We start from the raw sequence: 19,001 nt of genomic DNA, 5'->3' as shown, positions 1-19,001 counted from the left end.
CTAAAGCGCACGGATTTTGATGCTACGGAAACGAACTTCATCGCCATGATCCTGCAGCAGAATCCGGCCTTGTTCCAGCTGGCCGAAGCCAGCGATGTCCTTGAATTTGCTGGCGGCGACGCGGCGCTGGAAATCTTCCGACCCGCGCTTGAATGTCAGCACCTGCACGCCGTTGAGCCAGTGCTCGATGGTGCCGTCTGCCCGGGCGACGATGCGCGCATGCTGCCATTCGCCGACCTTCGGCGCGATGCCCACGTTCGACATCAGCCGGCCGCGAGGCTGGATATCGTACAGGGACGCGAGCGTGCGATTGCCATCGATGCCTTGTTTCGCGTCGGGGTGACGCTCGTCGTCCAGTAGCTGATATTCGAGTCCGAGCGCGTCGCCGGTGCCATAGTCGCCCACGTAATATTTGATGCCGCTGTTCGCGCCGGGTGTCAGTTTGAAATCCAGCTGCAACTCGAATGCGCCGAAGGTTTTTTCCGTGACCACGTCGCCACCACCGCCGCCGGTGACAATCAGCTCGCCATCTTTGATTTTCCAGCCGCGCGTGGGAAAGGCGTCGCCCTTGGCGCTGCGCCAGCCGGTTGTCGAGGTGCCGTCCCAGAGCAGTTGCCAGCCCTGTTTGCGCTCCACTTCGCTCAAGTTGTTGGGCAGGGTGTTGCGGACGAAAATGCTTGCATCGGCGCGCGTGGCGGTCGGATGTTCCTTGATTCGCAAGTTGCGCCAATGAATTTGACGGCCCGCTTCGTCGGGCTTGTCGATGGAATGCACCTGGAGCGCGATGAAGCCGTCCTGGTAGGTCGCATCGAGCACGTACGCGGAAAGCTGGCCGTTCACCCAAGTGCGCATGGACGGGCCGACGGCTTCGATGCGGATTTGATTCCACTCGTTGAATTTGTAGAGCCCGGGCTGGGGATTCAGCGTGCCCGGATACCACCAGCCGCTCATGGCTTCATCGTACAGTCCGCCGGTCCATTGGCGCTCGGACGGATCGAGATCCATCTGCGGGCCATGCACGCGGCCTTGCATGACTTCCGGTTTGCTCTGGCTTCGAAACTGCACGCCGCTGTTGGTCGGGCCGACGGTCTGTCTGGCCTCGAATTCCAGCACGAAATCGCCGAAGGTCTTATCGGTGGCGAGAAAGCTGTTGGGCGAGCCTGCGGTGGTCGTGCCGACGATGGCACCGTCGACCACTTCGTACTTCGCCGAGCCGTTGGCGACGTGCCAGCCGTTCAGCGTTTTACCGTCGAACAACGATTGCCATTCGCTATCGCCGGCGGCGTGCGCGAGGCCCGCGACCAGCGGCAGTGTCATCAGGCAGGTCAGGACAAACTTCATGTAGAGTCCCTCGATAGTGAGAACTGTCGCAAGCGCGTGGCGCCGAGCATAGCGAATTTTTTCTTGTCCGCTGGCGCGATCGCCCGCTAGGATGAATTCATGAGCCTGTCGCCCTTCCACCTCGCCATCCCCGTTCACGATCTGCCCGCCGCGCGCCGCTTCTACGGCGAAGTCTTCGGCCTGGCGGAAGGGCGCTCCAGCGCGCAGTGGGTGGACTTCGACTTCTTCGGTCATCAGCTCGTCATTCACGAGCACCCGAAGACCGCCTCTCAAGAGCACGCGCATACCAATCCCGTCGACGGTCATGACGTGCCCGTGCCACATTTCGGCGTGGTGCTCGCCTGGGAGCAATGGGAGGCGCTGGCCGAACGGCTGAAGTCTTTCGGCATCCGGTTCGTGATCGAGCCTCACATTCGCTTCCGAGGTCAAACTGGCGAGCAGGCCACGATGTTCCTGCTCGACCCCTGCGGAAATGCCCTGGAGTTCAAGGCATTCAAGGATATCGGGCAGTTGTTCGCGAAGTGAGCTGGCTGGTGTGAGCTACGGAATGATCACCGGCGTGTGATCGTCCGGACCGATCCTGCCGAGCAGCGGCAGCTTGATCGACAGGCTCGCCGGATCGATGCCGAAGGTCAGGCCCAACAAATTCAGCTCGACGCCTTCTTCCCAACCCGCTGCAATGCCGGCGACGCCGAACAGATTCACTTGGGCACCGGTGCCGCTTGGCGTGAGTGCGACAGGAACAATGCCGAGATAGTCCTTGCCGATCGCGGTCGGCGGTAAGTCGACGCGCAGCTCGGGCACGTCGCGAAGGACGAACGCGGTGAAGGTGTTCGAGTTGGGGCCGGGCCAGATGCGATAGGTGCCGTTGTATGGATAGTTCTGGATGGCGATGTCGATGCGATCGATCAGCGCGTCGACGCCCGGGCCGCGAACGTCTTTGAGCAAGTCGGGCTCGGCGCCGAACCAGCGGCTGTCAGGCGGGCGCATGCGTGAGACGACGGTGGTTCCATCTCGTTGCAATCGATAGCCGATGACTTCGTGCACTGTGAATTCCGATGCACCGCTGCGTTTCACCGCAATCCACGTGTGCACGCCGAAGTAACCTTTCCAGTTGATGGTGCGTGCCGCATACACCTGCACGACGGCTTCGGGCGTCTTGGCCGGATCGGGGGCGAGGCCCACGGGCTCGCGGCTGGCCGTGCGCCAATCGTTATGGCTCGCCGAGCAGGCCGCATAGAGCGGCAAAAGTAAAATCAGCCAGCCGATGCGCCGGCGTCTGGTAGTCATCGTTCGTGCTCCCGCTCAACGTAGCGTCCAGCAAATCGAACGACATTGCAAACAGCGGCGGGTGCGCCAGCACCCGCCGAGGCCTCAGCTTACAGCGACGTCAGAATTCGGCGCGGACTCCGAGGGTATAGCGACGACCGGTCTCCTCGAGCAGCAGGATCTGATTGTCGTAACGGCCCACGCGCTGCTGGATCTCGTTGCCGAGATTCACGCCTTCGGCGAACACCGAGAAGTGGTCGCTGATTGCGAAACTGGCGCGGGCATCGATCTGTTGATACGGCTCAACAAACGTAGGCTCGCCGCCGAAACCGACGGCGGTGCGCAGGAAACGTTCGCGGCGGTTCCAGGCAATGCGCACTTCCAGCGGACCGTTCTCGTAGAAGCCGACGACGTTATAGGAATCGCCCAGGCCCTCGAGCGCGAACGTTTGTGACACATCGTCGACGTTGAGCTCGGCGCCGCTATCGACCAGCGTTGCATTCGCGCCCAGGCCGAAACCGCTCCAGACGCCGGGCAGATAGTCGAAGCTGTGTTGTACGCCGATCTCGACGCCCTTGACCGTCGCGCTCTCCAGATTGTCGAGCAGGCTGACTTCGAACACCGGATCGCCCGTGAACAGATTGTCCGAGTCGGCGATGGGCAGCGGCCGATTCTCGACGGTGTTCACCAGAAAGTTCTGCACTTCTTTGTAGAACACGCCGACGGTGATGAAGCCGTTGTCCTGGTAGTACCACTCGGCCGACAGATCCGCGTTCTTGGACTTGAACGGCTTCAGATCCGGATTGCCGCTCGATGCCTGCAAGTTGCCGGGGCGCGTCGTGCCAATCACCAGACGCGGCGACAATGCACCCAGCGGCGGACGAGTGAGAGTTTTCGAAGCAGCGAAGCGCAACACCACGTCGTCGGTGACATTCAATCGGAAACTCAAGCTCGGCAGGAAATCGTTGTACTTGTTCGTTTGGCTGACGGTAACCGCTTCGCCAAGCACGGTCGTGTAGAGCGTCGGGTCGCCGCTGTTGACCAGATCCTGCAGCGCTTGTGAGATACCGAAGGCTGTCGTCTCGGTGCGCACATAACGCGCGCCGATGGTGAGATTCCAGGGCATCTGGGCCAGTGAGCCTTCGAAGCTCGCATCGGCATACAACGAAGCGACTTCTTCTTCGACACGCGAGGAGTCCGGCCGCTGATGAATCTCGAACCCGTTGCTCGCAGCGAGCTCGGCCAACGTGCTTCCCGGCGGCAAGCCTTGTGCAGCGTCACGCGCGCTGGCAGCGGCCGAGGACTCGAGATAAGCGAGCAGGGGATTGATATCGAACGCCTGCCACGCCGAAGGCACCGACACGCGGCCGCCGAGATACCCGGAGCCGACGTTGAACGGTCGCATCAAATTATCGGGAATGCCGACGAAGTAGCCGCAGTACATGCAGAGGATGTTGTTATCCGAGAGTCGAGTGTCGCGGCTCTGCTTCTCCTTGGCATAGTAACCACCGACCGTGACGCGCTTGAGCAGATCGCTGTCGGGCTGCCATTGCGCCTCGATACGATGTTCGAAGATCTCATCTTCGAGATCGGCGCCGCCGCCAAGCGGACCACCGCCGGTGCCGCGCAGGTTGAAGTGCGCAACGGGCAGGCTCGGATCGACATAGTCTGCTGACGGCACGCCTGTGACAGAGGGAATGCCATTCGGCGCGTACGACAATGTGTAGATGTCTTTGCGGAAGCCGACCACCGCGACGTTGGTGCCTTCAGCGCCGCCGGACTTGGCGCGCGACCATGACGAGTCGAGAGATACGTTGACGTTGTCGCTCACATCCCAGGCCAGATTTAGACCGCCGGCGTAGATGTCCGTGGGGCGATCTCGCTCCGACCGAGTGAAGTCGACGGCGGCGTCGATCGTCTGCGTGATGCTCGTCGCCGTTCGATGCTCGTCGAAAGTTGCGTTGGTGATGATGGAGGGCGTGACGAAGAAGCCGAGCGAGTTCGCCTCGGTGAACACGCTGAACTTATCGTACATGCCGTCGACGGTCAGGCGAACCTTGTCTGAAATCTGATACTGGAACGTGGCGTTGGCGTTGATTCGTTCGCGATCCTCATCCACCGGGCTCACATTGAGGTTCTGCGGAATGAAGAACTGATCGTCAGCGGAGTATCCCTGGGCGGCCAGATTGTTCGCGATTAGCGTCATGCTGTCGCGAGGTGCGGTGAGATAGCCGTCGGTGAGAATGCGTTCCGAGCGGTTCTTGCGCCTCTGGTACGACGCCGAGGCGAGCAGGCCGATGCGTCCGTCAGCAAACGTATCGCTGATCATGCCGAACGCTTCCGGGCTCGTGTGCTCCGAGAGATCTTCGTACAGCGCTTTGGCGGAGAGAATGCTCTTGAAATCGCCAAGCTCCAGCGGGCGCGGCGTGTGTAGCAGGATCGTCGAGCCGATGCCGCCTTCCTGAAGCAATGCCGTTGCGCTCTTGTACACGTCGACACGCGAGATCAGCTCGGCCGGCAGCACATCGAAGTTGAACGAGCGCGCACCGGTGTCCGAAGCGAGTCGGCGCCCATTGAGCAGCACTGTATTGAACTCCGGCCCGAAGCCGCGCACCGTGACTGCTTGGCCTTCGCCACCGCTGCGATCGATGGAGACGCCGGTGATTCGTTGCAAGGACTCGGCGATGTTGGTGTCTGGAAACTTGCCCAGACTTTCCGAGGCGATCGAGTCGACGATTTGATCGGAGTCGCGCTTGATCTCCATCGCCTGGCGCAAGCTGCTGCGAATGCCGGTGACGACGACTTCTTCGAGGTCTTGCGGCGAAGCGGTGGACTGCGCGGCGGCGGGGCCGCTCGCGACACCGAACATGACGGCCGAAGCCGCCGACGCCAGACGAACGTTCTTCACAATCCAAGGTCTGCTGATGCGTGGCACGCGTTGATCTCCGGACTCTTCGTTGCTGGGCCGTTCGCGCACGGGTGCAGCTGGCGCGACCGGCAAAATCGTGACGGTGTGCTCGTTGAGATACTTGAAGGTGAGGCCGGTGCCGGCGAGCAGCTTCGCGAGTGCTTCTTCGGGCGTGAACTCGCCGACGGCGCCCTGAGTGTTCAGAACGTCGACCTCCTCGGAGACATACACGAGCTGAAAGCTGCGCTCCTTGGCCAGGCTTTGCAGCGCCACTCCGAGGCCCTGCGACGGAATATCCGTTTGTTTCCTGACCGAGGCTTGCGATTCGGCCGTGCCGGACAATCCCATCAGCGCCAGGCAAACAGCTGCTACGCTTACTCGCATGACATCCCCCAGCCTCAAGCTTGCGCCAGGCTCGTTCTCGATTCATTCGGGCCGTCGTCTGTGCGACGGGCTCAATTACCGTTGTTTCGTCAGATAAATCGCGGTGTCGCTCTCGACCACGTGCACGCCGGCGCGCTCGCGCAGGAATTGCAGCAACGCGCCCGGATCGCTCGACGCAAACACGCCACTGATGTGGAACTCGTACAGCTCCGGGTCCTGCACGACGAGTGGCCGCTGGTTGTAGCGGTTGAACTCTTCGGCGACCTCGGTCAGCGTTGCAGCCTTGAACACCAGTTGTTTCTGAGTCCAGGCGATGGCGCGAGCGACGTCGGGCTGCTGAATCTTTTGCGCAGCCTTGTCGTTGACCGAAATTTGTTCGCCCGCGGCGAGCAGGATGCCCGCGCCACTTTCATTCGGAAGCTGCGGCATCGATTCAGTGACGTTGACCGCGACCGGATCGATGCGGGCATCGGGCACCTCCGTGAGCACGGAAACTCGACCTTCGACGACTGTCACAACCGTGCCCTCGCGTTTCTTGTTCACATCGAACTGCGTTCCTACCGCTCGCACTCGCGTGCCGTCGCTGGTGACGATGAAGGGTCGCGACGTATCGTGAGCCACACGAAACAACGCCTGACCTTCGAGCAGTTCCAATGCGCGCTCATGCTCGGAATAGCGAACGCGAACTTTGGAGCGTGAGTTGAGCTCCATGGTCGAGCCGTCCGACAAGGTGATCGAGCGTTGCTCGCCGATCTGCGTGACGTAGATGGGCTCGCGAAACAGATATACCCAGACAAAGGCGGCAAGGCCGATGGCGATGAAGGCGACCACCGCCGCCCACCGTGCGTGAGAAATAGACGTGGGGGCCCGCACGGTGGGCGAGGTGATCAGCGTCGCGACGTTGCTTTGATCGGCCAGGGCTTCGGCAATGAGTGTTTCGGTGTCCCAACGGCGTTCGGCATCGAGCGTCGCGCCTTCATCCCAGATTGCGGCGAGCTCCAGATAAGCACTCAGATGCTGGGGCGACTGACGCAGCCAGGCGTCGAACTTGCGACGCTTGTCATCGTCGAGTGCGCCGCTGCGACAGTTCACAAACCATTCCGAGGCCTCGGAGTAGATCTGCGCGTTGAGCCTGGCGGACGAAGTGCGCGGCATGGCTCAACCTCGCTCCAGCCGCTGGCGGAGTTGCACCAGGGCTTGCATGAGGTTCTTTTTCACCATCGGCAGCGAGATGCCGAGTCGTTCGGCGATCTCTTCCAGCGACAGGCCGTCTCGACGATGCAGCAGGAAGGTGGCGCGCAGCTTCGGTGACAATCGATCCAGCTCGGACTGCAATTGTTCCAGGCACTGTTGCGCGTCCAGATCGAGCACCGGATCCACGTCGGGGACCGCTCGAGCGGAGTTCAACATCTCGCTCAACTCGACCGACGGCGGCGCCGCCGATTGTCGAAGCGAGTGCTGTTGAACCACATGTTGCGCGACCGTGAACAGATAAGCCTCCGGCGATCGGATCGACTCCACGTTTGGCACGCGTAACATTCGGAGATATACCTCCTGCAGCATGTCAGGCACGTCGGCGGCATTGCGGACCCGCAGCAGCAGGAAACGGCGCAATTTCACGCCGTGGCTGGCAACCAAGCCGGTAATCAATGCGCGAGCAGCCTCGGCTGACATGGTTCTCCGGATGTCGGCCCGTGAAGTCGTAACCCTGTTGCAGTGTTAAGAGCGATCGCCGCGAATCTGGTTACCGCGTCGACGCACTTTTTCTGAGCTACGTCGGCGTGAGGCCGTAGAGCAGGGAGGCGTGAGGGGCCAGAGTGGCGGACACACGATCGCGAACGGTGCCGATGTCACGTTTGGCCCAGAGATCTCGAACCTTGGCGGACTTCAGTCCGAGACGCGAGAGATCGAAGTGAACTTGCTTCGAGTCGGCCTTGTCGCTGACGTTGAACATGGCGAGATAACGCGTCTCGCCTCGTTCGGCACGCGCGGTCCAGGTGCGAACTTCTTCGATGAGCGCGGCCGGCTTGTTGTCGCGGCTCGCCTGATTGACTGCGAGCACTTCACGATTGGTCAACAACGCGAGCGTCGCGGGATCGAGGTGTCGCAAATCGCCGCCCATGATCAGCGGCGAGCGGGCGATGGACCACAACGTCATCAATGTGCGTTGCTCGTCCGGCGTGAAGTGACAATCGCGCTTGCCCATTTGCAAGCGGCCGAGCGGCAGCATGTCCGCGTCCGGCCAACGACCGGGCTGACGGAACATCGACCAGTTCTCCAGTCGTGTGAACTGTGCTTTCAACTGCGGCCATTCGTCCCAGAAATCATCGCTGATCCGCCACATCTGCGCGTAACGACGCACGTGCTCAGCACTTGCGAGCGGCGTCTCGCCGGGGGACAGGCTCAAGATCATCGGGCGGCCGCTGGCTTGAATGGCTCGGTGCGCGGCTTCGATCTCCGGCGCATTCGCGTCGTAAGGTCGACTCATGTCGTCCATCTTCACGAAGTCGATGTCCCAGGAGGCGAGCAATGCGAACACGCTGTTGTAGTACTCCTGCGCGCCGGGCTTGCTCATGTCGACGCCGTACATATCCGGGTTCCATGGGCAAACGCTATTGGTGTTCGCGATGTCGCGAGCTTTCCATTTGCCGCCGAGGATTGGCAGGTTGCGCTCGACCGCGAGTCGCGGAATGCCGCGCATGAGATGCACGCCGAACTTCAATCCAAGCGCGTGGACTTTGTCGGCGATGGGTTTGAACCCGGCACCTTTTACACTCGACGGAAATCGATTCGGCGCGGGCAACAGTCGGCCGTGCTCGTCCATCGTCGGAATGGGCTTGGTGTTGTAGTCGTAGCCCGTGGCTGCGCCTTCATACCATTGGATGTCGATGGTGAAGATGTCGTAGCCGAACGGCTTCAGCTCGCGCGCCATGATCTCGGCGTTCGCGATGGCTTGTTCCTCAGTGATGGTCGTCGCAAAAGAATTCCAGCTGTTCCAGCCCATTGGCGGAGTGGGGGCGAGCGGCGGCGTCGCGCTATTCGATGCCGGTGCCGCGCTCGAAGCGGTGCTCTGAGAAAGCAGGCCAAGCGCACCCGTGGCCGCGAGCAATTCGCGGCGATTGATTCCTGTCGACACTGTCGTGCGTCCCCCGACTACTGGTCCTGTCTAAGAGCGATGGCCGCCGAAGCGGTTACCGTCCTGACGGATTTAATTGTATGAGTAATTCCGGAAGATGCAACCGGGCGCTCAACCGCCGGCGGCGCGCAGGATGGAGCGGCTTTCCTCGGCCGTCTTGTGAATGATCGCCGCGCCTTTCTCGAGCAGGAAACTGCGGAACGCCACGGCAATCGGCGACAGGCGCTTGTCGCGCATGTGAATCACGAACCAGTCGCGGATCAGCGGCAGGCCGGTTACGTTCAACAGCACGAGCTTGCCGGCCGCGAGCTCCAGGCCCACGGTGTGGATGGAAATGAAGCCGATGCCCATGCCGGCCATGACGGCTTGCTTGATGGTTTCGTTGCTGCTGACTTCCATGAGCGCGCGGATCGGCACGCCGCGCTTGCTGAAGACATGCTCCATCGACGCACGCGTGCCGGAGCCTTCCTCGCGGATGATGAAGTTCTCGCTGCCCAGTCGCTCCAACGGAATGCGACGCTTGCCCGCGAGCGGATGAGTGGGCGAGGCGATGACGACCAGCGGATGTTTCGCGAACGGCTCGGCGATGGTGATGAGCTCACGGGGCGGCCGGCCCATGATGACCAGGTCCGTTTCGTTCGCCGCCAGCTGCTGGATGATTTCTTCCCGATTGCCCACCGAGAAACGAATGGTGACTTCCGGATAGGCGGGCGAGAACGCAGAGAGGAGTGATGGCGCGAAATATTTCGCCGTGCTCACCGCGCCCAGCTTCAACACCCCTCGTTTCAAACCACGCATGGCCGCGAGCGATTCGCCGGCTTCACGCAGCAGCTCGGTGACTTGCGAGGCATAACGCAACAGCTCATCGCCCGCCGCGGTGAGATGAATCTGGCGGCCGACATGCTCGAGCAGCGGCAGCCCGACTTCGATCTCGAGCAATTTGATCTGCTGAGAAATCGCCGGCTGCGTGAGATGCAGCTCGCGCGCCGCTTTGGTGAAAGAGCGGTAGCGCGCAACGGCGGCGAACACCCGCATCTGTCTCAAGGTGATGTTCCGCATGGCGATTCCCCAATGCACGATTCCCCTCTGCGCCAAAGCGCGAGTGGCAGGATGCCCGAGTCGCTGTTTAATAAGAGAATCTTATCCAGAGGTCAACTATTTCCAATTGGACCTAATAAGCTTCGCGCGGCCACATTGTGCCCCACAGGTTGGCGGCACTAACGAGGCTCGATGGCCATGAAACGAATCGGTAATCGCACTGCGTCGGATCCGGCGGCCGAGCGCTACCGGGCAGGTGTGTTGAAGTACGCGCAAATGGGGTATTGGGACAGCGGCTATCGGCCTAAGGAGACCGATGTGCTGGCGATGTTCCGAATCACACCGCAGGAAGGTGTGGATCCTAACGAAGCCGCCGCGGCGGTGGCTGGTGAGTCGTCAACAGCAACGTGGACGGTGGTGTGGACCGATCGATTGACTGCTTGCGATCGGTATCGCGCCAAGGCCTACAAGGTCGAGCCGGTGCCCGGCGCTCCGGGACAATACTTCGCTTACATCGCCTACGACCTGGACTTATTCGAGCCCGGCTCAGTCGCGAATCTCACCGCGTCCATCATCGGCAACGTGTTCGGCTTCAAGCCGCTCAAGGCGCTCCGCTTGGAAGACATGCGTTTTCCGGTCGCCTATGTGAAGACCTTCGCAGGGCCGCCCACCGGCATCATCGTCGAGCGCGAGCGTCTCGATAAGTTCGGCCGGCCGCTGCTCGGCGCGACGGTGAAGCCCAAGCTCGGCCTGTCTGGCAAGAACTATGGGCGCGTCGTTTACGAGGCTCTGAAAGGCGGGCTCGACTTCACCAAGGACGACGAGAACATCAATTCGCAGCCCTTCATGCACTGGCGCGATCGGTTTCTCAATTGCATGGAAGCGGTCAATCGCGCTCAGGCTGTGAGCGGCGAAGTGAAGGGTCACTACCTCAACGTCACCGCCGCGACCATGGAGGACATGTACGAGCGCGCCGAGTTCGCGAAGCAACTGGGGTCGGTCATCGTGATGATCGATCTGGTCATCGGCTACACCGCCATTCAGTCGATGGGACGCTGGGCTCGCAAGAACGACATGATCTTGCATCTACATCGCGCGGGTCACGGCACGTATACGCGGCAGAAGAATCACGGCGTTTCTTTCCGCGTTATCGCCAAGTGGATGCGGCTTGCGGGTGTGGATCATCTGCACGCCGGCACCATCGTCGGCAAGCTCGAAGGCGATCCAAATACGGTGCAAGGTTTCTACAACGTGCTGCGCGAGCCGCACAACCCGGTGGATTTACAGCGCGGCATTTTCTTCGAACAGGACTGGGCGGGACTGGGCGGCATCATGCCGGTCGCATCGGGTGGCATTCACGCGGGACAGATGCACCAGCTACTGACTTATCTGGGCGATGACACCGTGCTTCAGTTCGGCGGTGGAACCATCGGTCATCCGATGGGCATCGCGGCCGGTGCCACTGCGAATCGGGTCGCGCTCGAAGCGATGGTGCTGGCGAGAAACGAAGGGCGGGACATCTGGCGCGAAGGGCCGGCGATTCTTTCCGACGCTGCCAAGCACTGCACACCGCTGCGGGCAGCGCTGGATACGTGGGGCGAGGTCACGTTCGATTATGCGAGCACCGATACACCTGATTTTGTTCCGACGCCGACCGCGGCCGCTTGATCTTATTAGAGAGCACAGCCATGCGACTTACTCAAGGCACCTTCTCCTTTCTTCCCGATCTCACGGACGCGCAGATCAGCTCGCAGATCGAATACTGCCTGCAACGTGGCTGGGCCGTGTCGGTCGAGCATACCGAGGATCCGCATCCTCGTAACACGTACTGGGAAATGTACGGCAACCCGATGTTCGATCTGAAAGATGCAGCCGGAATCATGCGCGAAGTGGATGAATGCCGGCGCACGTTTCCGAATCGATACGTCAAGGTGAATGCGTTCGATTCGACCCGCGGCATCGAGTCGCTGCGACTGTCTTTCATCGTCGCGCGACCGCAAGACGAGCCTGGCTTCGAGCTGCTGCGCGAGGAGGGACCGGGCCGTGAGGTGAGGTATTCGATGCGGTCGTACGCGACGCGACGGCCCGAAGGGCACCGGTATTAGCCATGAACTCTGTGCTCAAAAACACAGACGACTTCAACCTCGAAGCCGCTTTCCGCGACTCGCACGTCGCCGACGTGCTCGATCAGCTCGAGAGCGAGCTGGTCGGCCTCGCTCCAGTGAAGACTCGCATTCGTGACATCTGCGCACTGCTGCTCGTCGATACCTTGCGGAAGCAGGCGGGCTTGAGCACCGAAGCGCTCTCGCTTCACATGAGCTTCACCGGCAACCCCGGCACCGGCAAGACCACCGTCGCGCTTCGCATGGCCGAGATCCTGCATCGGCTCGGCTACGTTCGCAAAGGTCACATGGTCGCCGTCACTCGCGACGATCTGGTTGGCCAATACATCGGCCACACCGCGCCGAAGACCAAGGAAGTGCTGAAGCGCGCCATGGGCGGCGTGTTGTTCATCGACGAGGCCTACTACTTATATCGACCGGAGAACGAGCGCGACTACGGCCAGGAAGCCATCGAAATCCTGTTGCAGGAAATGGAAAACCATCGCGACGACCTGGTCGTGATTCTGGCCGGCTACGAAGACCGCATGGATCGCTTCTTCCGTAGCAACCCCGGGATGTCTTCGCGCATCGCGCATCACATCGCATTCCCGGACTACACGGCGGTGGAGCTGCTCGCCATTGCCGACCTGATGCTCGATCAGATGCAGTACTCGCTCAGCGCCGACGCCCGGACCGCGCTGGAGGAATACATCGAGCGCCGACAAACGCTGCCGCATTTCGCGAATGCCCGATCCATTCGCAATGCGCTGGACCGCGCACGCTTGCGACAAGCCAGCCGCTTGTTCAACAAGCGCGACGCGTCGCTTGCGAGGAACGATCTCATGACGATCGAAGCGGCGGACATCCGAGCCAGCCGCGTGTTCGCCGAGACCCCACCCCCAGGACGACAGGGAGAATTGCAACCATGACGACGCCCGCGCCCAGAACGTTGACCCGATTCCTGATCGAGGAACAGCGCCGTCACGCGAATGCGACCGGCAACTTCACCGCGCTGGTGAATGACGTGCGTCTCGCGTGCAAGCGTATCGCCACGCTCATCGGCAAGGGCGCGCTGTCCGGCGCGTACGGCGATGCCGGTGTCGTCAACGTTCAGGGCGAGGTACAGAAGAAACTCGACGTGTTGACCAACGACATCTTCATTCGCACCAACGAGTGGGGCGGTCAGCTGGCCGGCATGGTGTCCGAAGAGATGGAGAAGCCTTACGCGATTCCGGCGGAGTTTCCCACCGGCAAATATTTGTTGCTGTTCGACCCACTCGACGGCTCCTCGAACGTGGACGTGAATGTCGCCGTCGGCAGCATTTTCTCCGTGCTGCGCTGTCCTGACGGTGTCACGGACCCGTCCGAGGAGCATTTTTTACAGCCAGGCACCGAACAGGTGTGCGCGGGATACGCGATCTACGGTCCGTCCACCATGCTCGTGTTGAGCACGGGACGCGGCGTGCACGGATTCACGCTCGATCGTGAGATCGGCGAGTTCATGTTGACCCATCCGGATCTGCGCATTCCGGAAACCACCTCGGAGTTTGCCATCAATGCTTCCAATTCACGTTACTGGGAATCGCCCATCACGCGCTATGTGCGCGAATGTCAGGAAGGAGCGGCTGGCCCGCGCGGTCGCGACTTCAACATGCGCTGGGTCGCCGCTGTGGTGGCTGAAGCTCATCGCATTCTCATGCGTGGCGGCGTCTATATGTATCCACGCGATCGGCGGGATCTGACCAAGCCGGGCCGCCTGCGACTGCTGTACGAAGCGAACCCGCTCGGCTTTCTGATCGAGCAGGCGGGTGGACGCGCCAGCACGGGCCGCGAGCCGGTGCTGACCGTCAAGCCCGAAAGCCTGCATCAGCGCATTGGCTTCATATTCGGCGCACGCGCGGAAGTGGAGCGCATCGAGCGCTACCACGCCGAGTGCAATGACTTTGAATTCAAGGCGCCGTTGTTCGGTACCCGCAGCGTGCTTCGAAGTCCGGCATAGGTAACGGTCATGTCAGCCACACATCCCATCATCGCATGTACGGGCTCTTCCGGTGCCGGCACGACGTCGGTCTCACGGACCTTCGAACAGATCTTTCGTCGCGAATCGATCGCCGCGGCGTTCATTGAAGGCGACAGCTTTCATCGCTACGACCGCGTAGCGATGAAGCAGCAAATGGCCGATGCAATCACTCGCGGCGATCAGTACTTCAGCCACTTCGGGCCGGACGCAAACTTGTTCGCCGAGCTGGACGGCCTGTTCAGAAGCTACGGCGAGAACGGCCGGGGCCGCCGTCGCAAGTATCTGCATGACGACCAGGAGGCCGCACCGTACGGACAGAAGCCGGGCACGTTCACCGAATGGGAGGACCTGCCCGACACGACTGATCTGCTGTTCTATGAGGGCCTGCATGGCGCGGCCGCTCACGAGGACATCGAGATCTGGAAGCATGTGGATCTGCTGATCGGCGTCGTGCCGGTCATCAACCTCGAATGGATTCAGAAGTTACATCGCGACAAGTCCACACGCGGCTATTCCACCGAAGCAGTGGCCGACACGATTCTGCGTCGAATGCATGACTACGTGCACTACATCTGCCCGCAGTTCTCACGCACGCACATCAACTTTCAGCGCGTGCCGGTCGTCGACACGTCCGATCCGTTCATTGCACGGTTCATTCCGACGCCGGAGGAGTCGATGCTGGTCATTCGTTTCGCCAACCCGCAGGGCATCGACTTTCCCTATCTGCTGGCGATGTTGCACGACTCGTTCATGTCCCGCTCAAACACCATCGTCTGTCCGGGCGGCAAGATGGATCTGGCCATGCAACTGATTTTCACGCCGATGATCATGCGGCTGATCGAGCGACGCAAGGAATCGCTGGCGCGCCGGTCGCAACGTTCCACGCACGCATTACTGGAGCCCACTTTCTGACTCGAGGTCATCATGCCGAAGCTCATCGACTGCGTCGCAGCCGTGTCGTTCGATCTGGACGGTACGATCATCGACACCGCGCCGGATCTCGGCGCGGCAGCCAACATGATGTTGGTCATGCTTGGCGGCCGTCCGCTGCCGGACGAGCGCATTCCGGGATTGATCGGCGCCGGCATCGATGAGTTCGTAAAAAAGGTACTGCAGCAAGCCGGCGTGACGCCCGATGCGCCGATGCTGGAGATGGCGTCGATGTTGTTCCGGGATCTGTACGGGCAACGCGTGTTCCAGCGCAGTCGGATTTATCCCAACGTTGTGATGACGCTGCACACGCTGCGCACGGCGGGGCTCACCTTGTGCTGTGTGACCAACAAGGAACGCAAGTTCGCGCAGCCGTTGCTGGAGCTGGCGGGCTTGAGCGGCTTCTTCAACGCATTGTTATGTCCCGATCGCCCCGAGGATCGAAAGCCGAGCCCGTCGCTGCTGTATTCGGCTTGCTCTCAAGCCGAGGTCGAGCCCATCGACATGTTGTTGGTCGGCGATTCGCGCGCCGATATCCAAGCGGCGCATGCGGCGGGATGTCGGGTCGTTGCGGTGGATTACGGCTATCACCGCGATCAACCGCTGGAAGAGCTGCGGCCGGATGCCATCGTCAGCAACGTGAGTGAGATCATGGAGCTGAGCGTGCGTCCTCGGAGTGGGACTCGTGCATTGAGGGCCATCCCATGAGTGCCGAAGTCGACCTGCAGAGATCGCGGCCGCGCGCTCTGGGACCGCGCCACGAAGGAATCAACGTGCTTCGTGCATTGGCGATGGACGCCGTGCAGAAGGCCAATTCCGGTCATCCCGGCATGCCGATGGGCATGGCCGAGATTGCCGAAGTGTTGTGGCAACGGCATCTGCGCCATAACCCGGCGAATCCGGAATGGTTCAATCGGGATCGCTTCGTGCTTTCGAATGGGCACGGCTCCATGTTGTTGTACTCGCTGTTGCATCTGACGGGTTACGACCTGCCGCTGCAACAGCTGCAACGGTTCCGTCAGTTGCATTCGAGAACGCCGGGGCATCCCGAGTACGGCATCACGCCCGGCGTGGAGACAACGACAGGGCCGCTGGGGCAGGGCATCGCCAATGCAGTCGGCATGGCAATCGCGGAGAAGGTGCTCGCCGCGCAGTTCAATCGACCGGGCTGCGAGATAGTCGACCATCACACCTATGTGTTTCTCGGTGACGGCTGCTTGATGGAAGGGATCTCGCACGAGGCTTGTTCGCTAGCCGGGACGTTGGGACTGGGCAAGCTCATCGTCTTCTATGACGACAACGGCATCTCGATCGACGGCCATGTTTCGGGTTGGTTCACCGACGATACGCCGCGACGCTTTACAAGCTACGGCTGGCATGTCATTCCGAATGTGGACGGGCACGACAGCGAAGCCGTCGACAACGCGATTCGAGCCGCGAAGTCGATGACCGATAAGCCCTCGCTGATCTGTTGCAAGACCGTCATCGCCAAAGGCTCGCCGAACAAGGCCGGCACGCACGATGCACATGGCGCTCCGCTCGGGGATCAAGAGATCGCCGCCACTCGCGAGGCGCTGGGCTGGACCCACGGACCGTTCGAGATTCCCGCACATATATATGAGCTGTGGGATGCCCGGCAGGCGGGCGCGATCTACGAGGACGCCTGGAGCGAGAAACTGGCGGCCTACGCCACCACGCACCCGCAATTGAGTCGGGAGTTCGAGCGTCGCATGCAGGGAGAACTGCCGAGTGACTTTGCGGAGAACGTCCGTCGGTTGATGGCGCGTACGCATGCGAAGGCCGCGACGGTGGCGACACGCAAGGCGTCGCAGGAAGCCATCGAAGGCGTCGCTCCGTCACTCCCGGAATTGATCGGAGGCTCGGCCGATCTTGCCGGCTCGAATCTGACGTTGTGGTCGGGATCGCGCGCCATCACCAGCAAGAGCGGCGGCAACTATCTTTACTACGGCGTGCGCGAGTTCGGCATGGCCGCGATCATGAACGGCCTGGCGCTGCATGGTGGATTCATTCCCTACGGCGGAACGTTCCTGACGTTCTCGGACTACTGTCGCAACGCTCTGCGCATGGCGGCGTTGATGCGGATTCGCTCGATCTTTGTATTCACGCACGATTCGATTGGTCTTGGCGAGGATGGGCCGACGCATCAGCCGGTCGAGCATGTCGCGACGTTGAGATTGATTCCGAACATGGATGTGTGGCGCCCCTGTGACACTTTGGAGACCGTGGTCGCGTGGACCGCCGCAATCGAGCGCGACGATGGCCCAACGAGCCTGGTGCTCAGTCGACAGAATGTGCCGTTCCAGAATCGAGATCCGGCGGCGATTGGAAACATCCGTCGTGGCGGCTATGTGCTGGTGGAGCCGGACGCCGAACCGCGTGCCGTCATCATCGCGACGGGCTCTGAAGTGGGGCTTGCCGTCGAGGCGCAGAAGAGGCTGGTGGGTGAGGGGATTCCGGTTCGCGTTGTTTCGATGCCGTCGACCACTGTGTTCGACCGCCAGGACGCCGACTATCGAGCACAGGTATTACCGATAGAGCTGCCCAGCGTCGCTGTCGAGGCGGGCGTGTCGGATATCTGGCGCAAGTATGTGGGACGCCGCGGCGGGGTGATCGGCATCGATCGCTTCGGCGAGTCGGCACCGGCTTCGGAGCTGATGAAGTATTTCGAGTTCGTGCCTGAGCGAGTTGTCGAGGCGGTCAAAACGGTGATAGCTAGCGGGGGACCCTCATGAGCCTGGTGTCATTGAGACAATTGCTCGATCACGCCGCCGAGCACAGCTACGGCATGCCGGCGTTCAACGTCAACAACATGGAACAGGTGCAGGCGATCATGCAGGCGGCGGACGAGACTGACAGTCCCGCCATCCTGCAAGTCTCCGCCGGTGCGCGTAAGTACGCGGGCGAGGCGTTTCTGCGGCATGTCGTTCTCGCCGCGGCTGAAACATGGCCGCACATTCCCATCGTTCTACATCAGGATCACGGCGCGAGTCCGGCCGTGTGTCAGTGCTCCATTCGCTCGGGCTTCACCAGTGTGATGATGGACGGCTCGTTGCGAGAAGACATGAAGACGCCCGCGCCGTACGAGTACAACACGCGCGTCACGGCGAAGGTCGTCGAGATGGCGCATGCCGTGGGTGTGTCGGTCGAGGGTGAGCTGGGTTGTCTGGGATCGCTCGAGTCCGGCATGGCCGGCGAGGAGGATGGCGTCGGCGCGGAAGGCGTCTTGACGCGCGATCAGTTGCTCACCGATCCGGCTCAATGCGTGGACTTCGTGGAGCAAACGGGCGTCGACGCGTTGGCGATCGCGATTGGCACGTCGCATGGCGCGTACAAGTTTTCGCGCAAGCCGACCGGAGACATTCTGGCGATCTCGCGCATCCGGGAAATTCACGAACGTATTCCGAACACGCACCTGGTGATGCATGGCTCGTCGTCGGTGCCACAAGAGTGGCTGGCGATCATTCGCGAGCACGGCGGTGAGTTCAAGGAGACGTATGGTGTGCCGGTCGAGCAGATCCAGGAAGGGATCCGTAACGGCGTACGCAAGGTGAACATCGACACGGACATCCGAATTGCGATGACCGGCGCGATGCGTCGCCTGATGAATACGGATCGCGGTGAGTTCGACCCGCGCAAGTTCCTGAGCCAGGCCACGGCGGCCGCGAGAGAGATCTGTCGAGCGCGCTTCGAAGCGTTCGGTTCGGCGGGTCAGGCCAGCAGGATCAAGGCGGTTTCGCTGGAGAAGATGGCGGAGCGTTATCGCAAGCCGGTTCGCAAGATCGCGTGACAGGCCATCGAATAAGGCTCCAATGCCGCGATTCAAGCCTGCCGTTGGACCCCGCGGGAAGAGAG

General features: G+C 61.3%; 16 protein-coding genes. 9 read left to right on the top strand and 7 right to left on the bottom strand.

Translation table 11 applies throughout. The features are described from left to right. Positions 1-1,341 carry a 3-keto-disaccharide hydrolase gene (locus ACFPN2_RS27235; RefSeq protein ID WP_380602520.1) on the bottom strand — a complete coding sequence of 447 codons (1,341 nt, stop codon included), beginning with the start codon at positions 1,339-1,341 and terminating at the stop codon, positions 1-3. Between the two features lie 99 nt (positions 1,342-1,440). Between ACFPN2_RS27235 and ACFPN2_RS27230 the strand changes: the two genes are divergently transcribed. Then, positions 1,441-1,866, top strand: coding sequence for a VOC family protein (locus ACFPN2_RS27230; RefSeq protein WP_380602518.1), 426 nt, complete (start codon positions 1,441-1,443; stop codon positions 1,864-1,866). Between the two features lie 15 nt (positions 1,867-1,881). Here ACFPN2_RS27230 and ACFPN2_RS27225 read toward each other — a convergent pair whose 3' ends face one another. The 6 genes from ACFPN2_RS27225 to ACFPN2_RS27200 all read right to left on the bottom strand — a co-directional run bounded on the left by ACFPN2_RS27225 (position 1,882) and on the right by ACFPN2_RS27200 (position 10,097). Then, entirely contained in the window at positions 1,882-2,631 is a 750-nt protein-coding gene (locus ACFPN2_RS27225) for a DUF3750 domain-containing protein (RefSeq protein WP_380602516.1), read from the bottom strand. A 100-nt stretch (positions 2,632-2,731) separates the two neighbouring features. Beyond that, on the bottom strand, positions 2,732-5,902 hold the full coding sequence (locus ACFPN2_RS27220) for a TonB-dependent receptor (RefSeq protein WP_380602514.1): 3,171 nt from the start codon (positions 5,900-5,902) through the stop codon (positions 2,732-2,734). A 75-nt stretch (positions 5,903-5,977) separates the two neighbouring features. After that, positions 5,978-7,057, bottom strand: coding sequence for a FecR family protein (locus ACFPN2_RS27215; RefSeq protein ID WP_380602512.1), 1,080 nt, complete (start codon positions 7,055-7,057; stop codon positions 5,978-5,980). Between the two features lie 3 nt (positions 7,058-7,060). Next, on the bottom strand, positions 7,061-7,576 hold the full coding sequence (locus ACFPN2_RS27210; RefSeq protein WP_380602510.1) for an RNA polymerase sigma factor: 516 nt from the start codon (positions 7,574-7,576) through the stop codon (positions 7,061-7,063). A gap of 97 nt (positions 7,577-7,673) precedes the next feature. Next, positions 7,674-9,038, bottom strand: coding sequence for a glycoside hydrolase family 27 protein (locus ACFPN2_RS27205; protein ID WP_380602508.1), 1,365 nt, complete (start codon positions 9,036-9,038; stop codon positions 7,674-7,676). Between the two features lie 111 nt (positions 9,039-9,149). After that, positions 9,150-10,097 (bottom strand): LysR family transcriptional regulator, encoded by a 948-nt coding sequence (locus ACFPN2_RS27200; RefSeq protein ID WP_380602506.1) that lies wholly within the window; start codon positions 10,095-10,097, stop codon positions 9,150-9,152. A gap of 171 nt (positions 10,098-10,268) precedes the next feature. Here ACFPN2_RS27200 and ACFPN2_RS27195 point away from each other — a divergent pair, with 171 nt between their 5' ends. From ACFPN2_RS27195 to fba, 8 genes are read left to right on the top strand one after another with little or no spacing between them, the layout of a single operon-like run. Then, positions 10,269-11,744: a form I ribulose bisphosphate carboxylase large subunit gene (locus ACFPN2_RS27195; RefSeq protein ID WP_380602504.1), complete on the top strand. Its 1,476-nt coding sequence runs from the start codon at positions 10,269-10,271 to the stop codon at positions 11,742-11,744. 20 nt (positions 11,745-11,764) lie between these two features. Next, on the top strand, positions 11,765-12,181 hold the full coding sequence (locus tag ACFPN2_RS27190) for a ribulose bisphosphate carboxylase small subunit (RefSeq protein WP_380602502.1): 417 nt from the start codon (positions 11,765-11,767) through the stop codon (positions 12,179-12,181). Positions 12,182-12,183: 2 nt separating this feature from the next. Continuing rightward, positions 12,184-13,107, top strand: coding sequence for a CbbX protein (gene cbbX / locus ACFPN2_RS27185; RefSeq protein ID WP_380602500.1), 924 nt, complete (start codon positions 12,184-12,186; stop codon positions 13,105-13,107). Beyond that, positions 13,104-14,177, top strand: a complete 1,074-nt coding sequence (locus ACFPN2_RS27180; RefSeq protein ID WP_380602498.1) for a class 1 fructose-bisphosphatase — start codon at positions 13,104-13,106, stop codon at positions 14,175-14,177. The genes cbbX and ACFPN2_RS27180 overlap by 4 nt, the downstream gene beginning before the upstream one ends. A 9-nt stretch (positions 14,178-14,186) precedes the next feature. Next, positions 14,187-15,110: a phosphoribulokinase gene (locus ACFPN2_RS27175; RefSeq protein WP_380602496.1), complete on the top strand. Its 924-nt coding sequence runs from the start codon at positions 14,187-14,189 to the stop codon at positions 15,108-15,110. Between the two features lie 12 nt (positions 15,111-15,122). Next, positions 15,123-15,836: a phosphoglycolate phosphatase gene (gene gph, locus ACFPN2_RS27170; RefSeq protein ID WP_380602494.1), complete on the top strand. Its 714-nt coding sequence runs from the start codon at positions 15,123-15,125 to the stop codon at positions 15,834-15,836. Further along, entirely contained in the window at positions 15,833-17,881 is a 2,049-nt protein-coding gene (gene tkt / locus ACFPN2_RS27165) for a transketolase (protein ID WP_380602492.1), read from the top strand. Before gph ends, tkt begins: the two co-directional genes overlap by 4 nt. Next, positions 17,878-18,936 carry a class II fructose-bisphosphate aldolase gene (gene fba, locus ACFPN2_RS27160; protein WP_380602490.1) on the top strand — a complete coding sequence of 353 codons (1,059 nt, stop codon included), beginning with the start codon at positions 17,878-17,880 and terminating at the stop codon, positions 18,934-18,936. Before tkt ends, fba begins: the two co-directional genes overlap by 4 nt. Positions 18,937-19,001 lie beyond the last annotated feature (65 nt).

The organism is Steroidobacter flavus (genome assembly GCF_042651805.1).
In the GTDB taxonomy this organism is placed as follows: Bacteria; Pseudomonadota; Gammaproteobacteria; order Steroidobacterales; family Steroidobacteraceae; genus Steroidobacter; species Steroidobacter flavus.
This window is presented reverse-complemented; position numbering and strand designations above follow the sequence as displayed.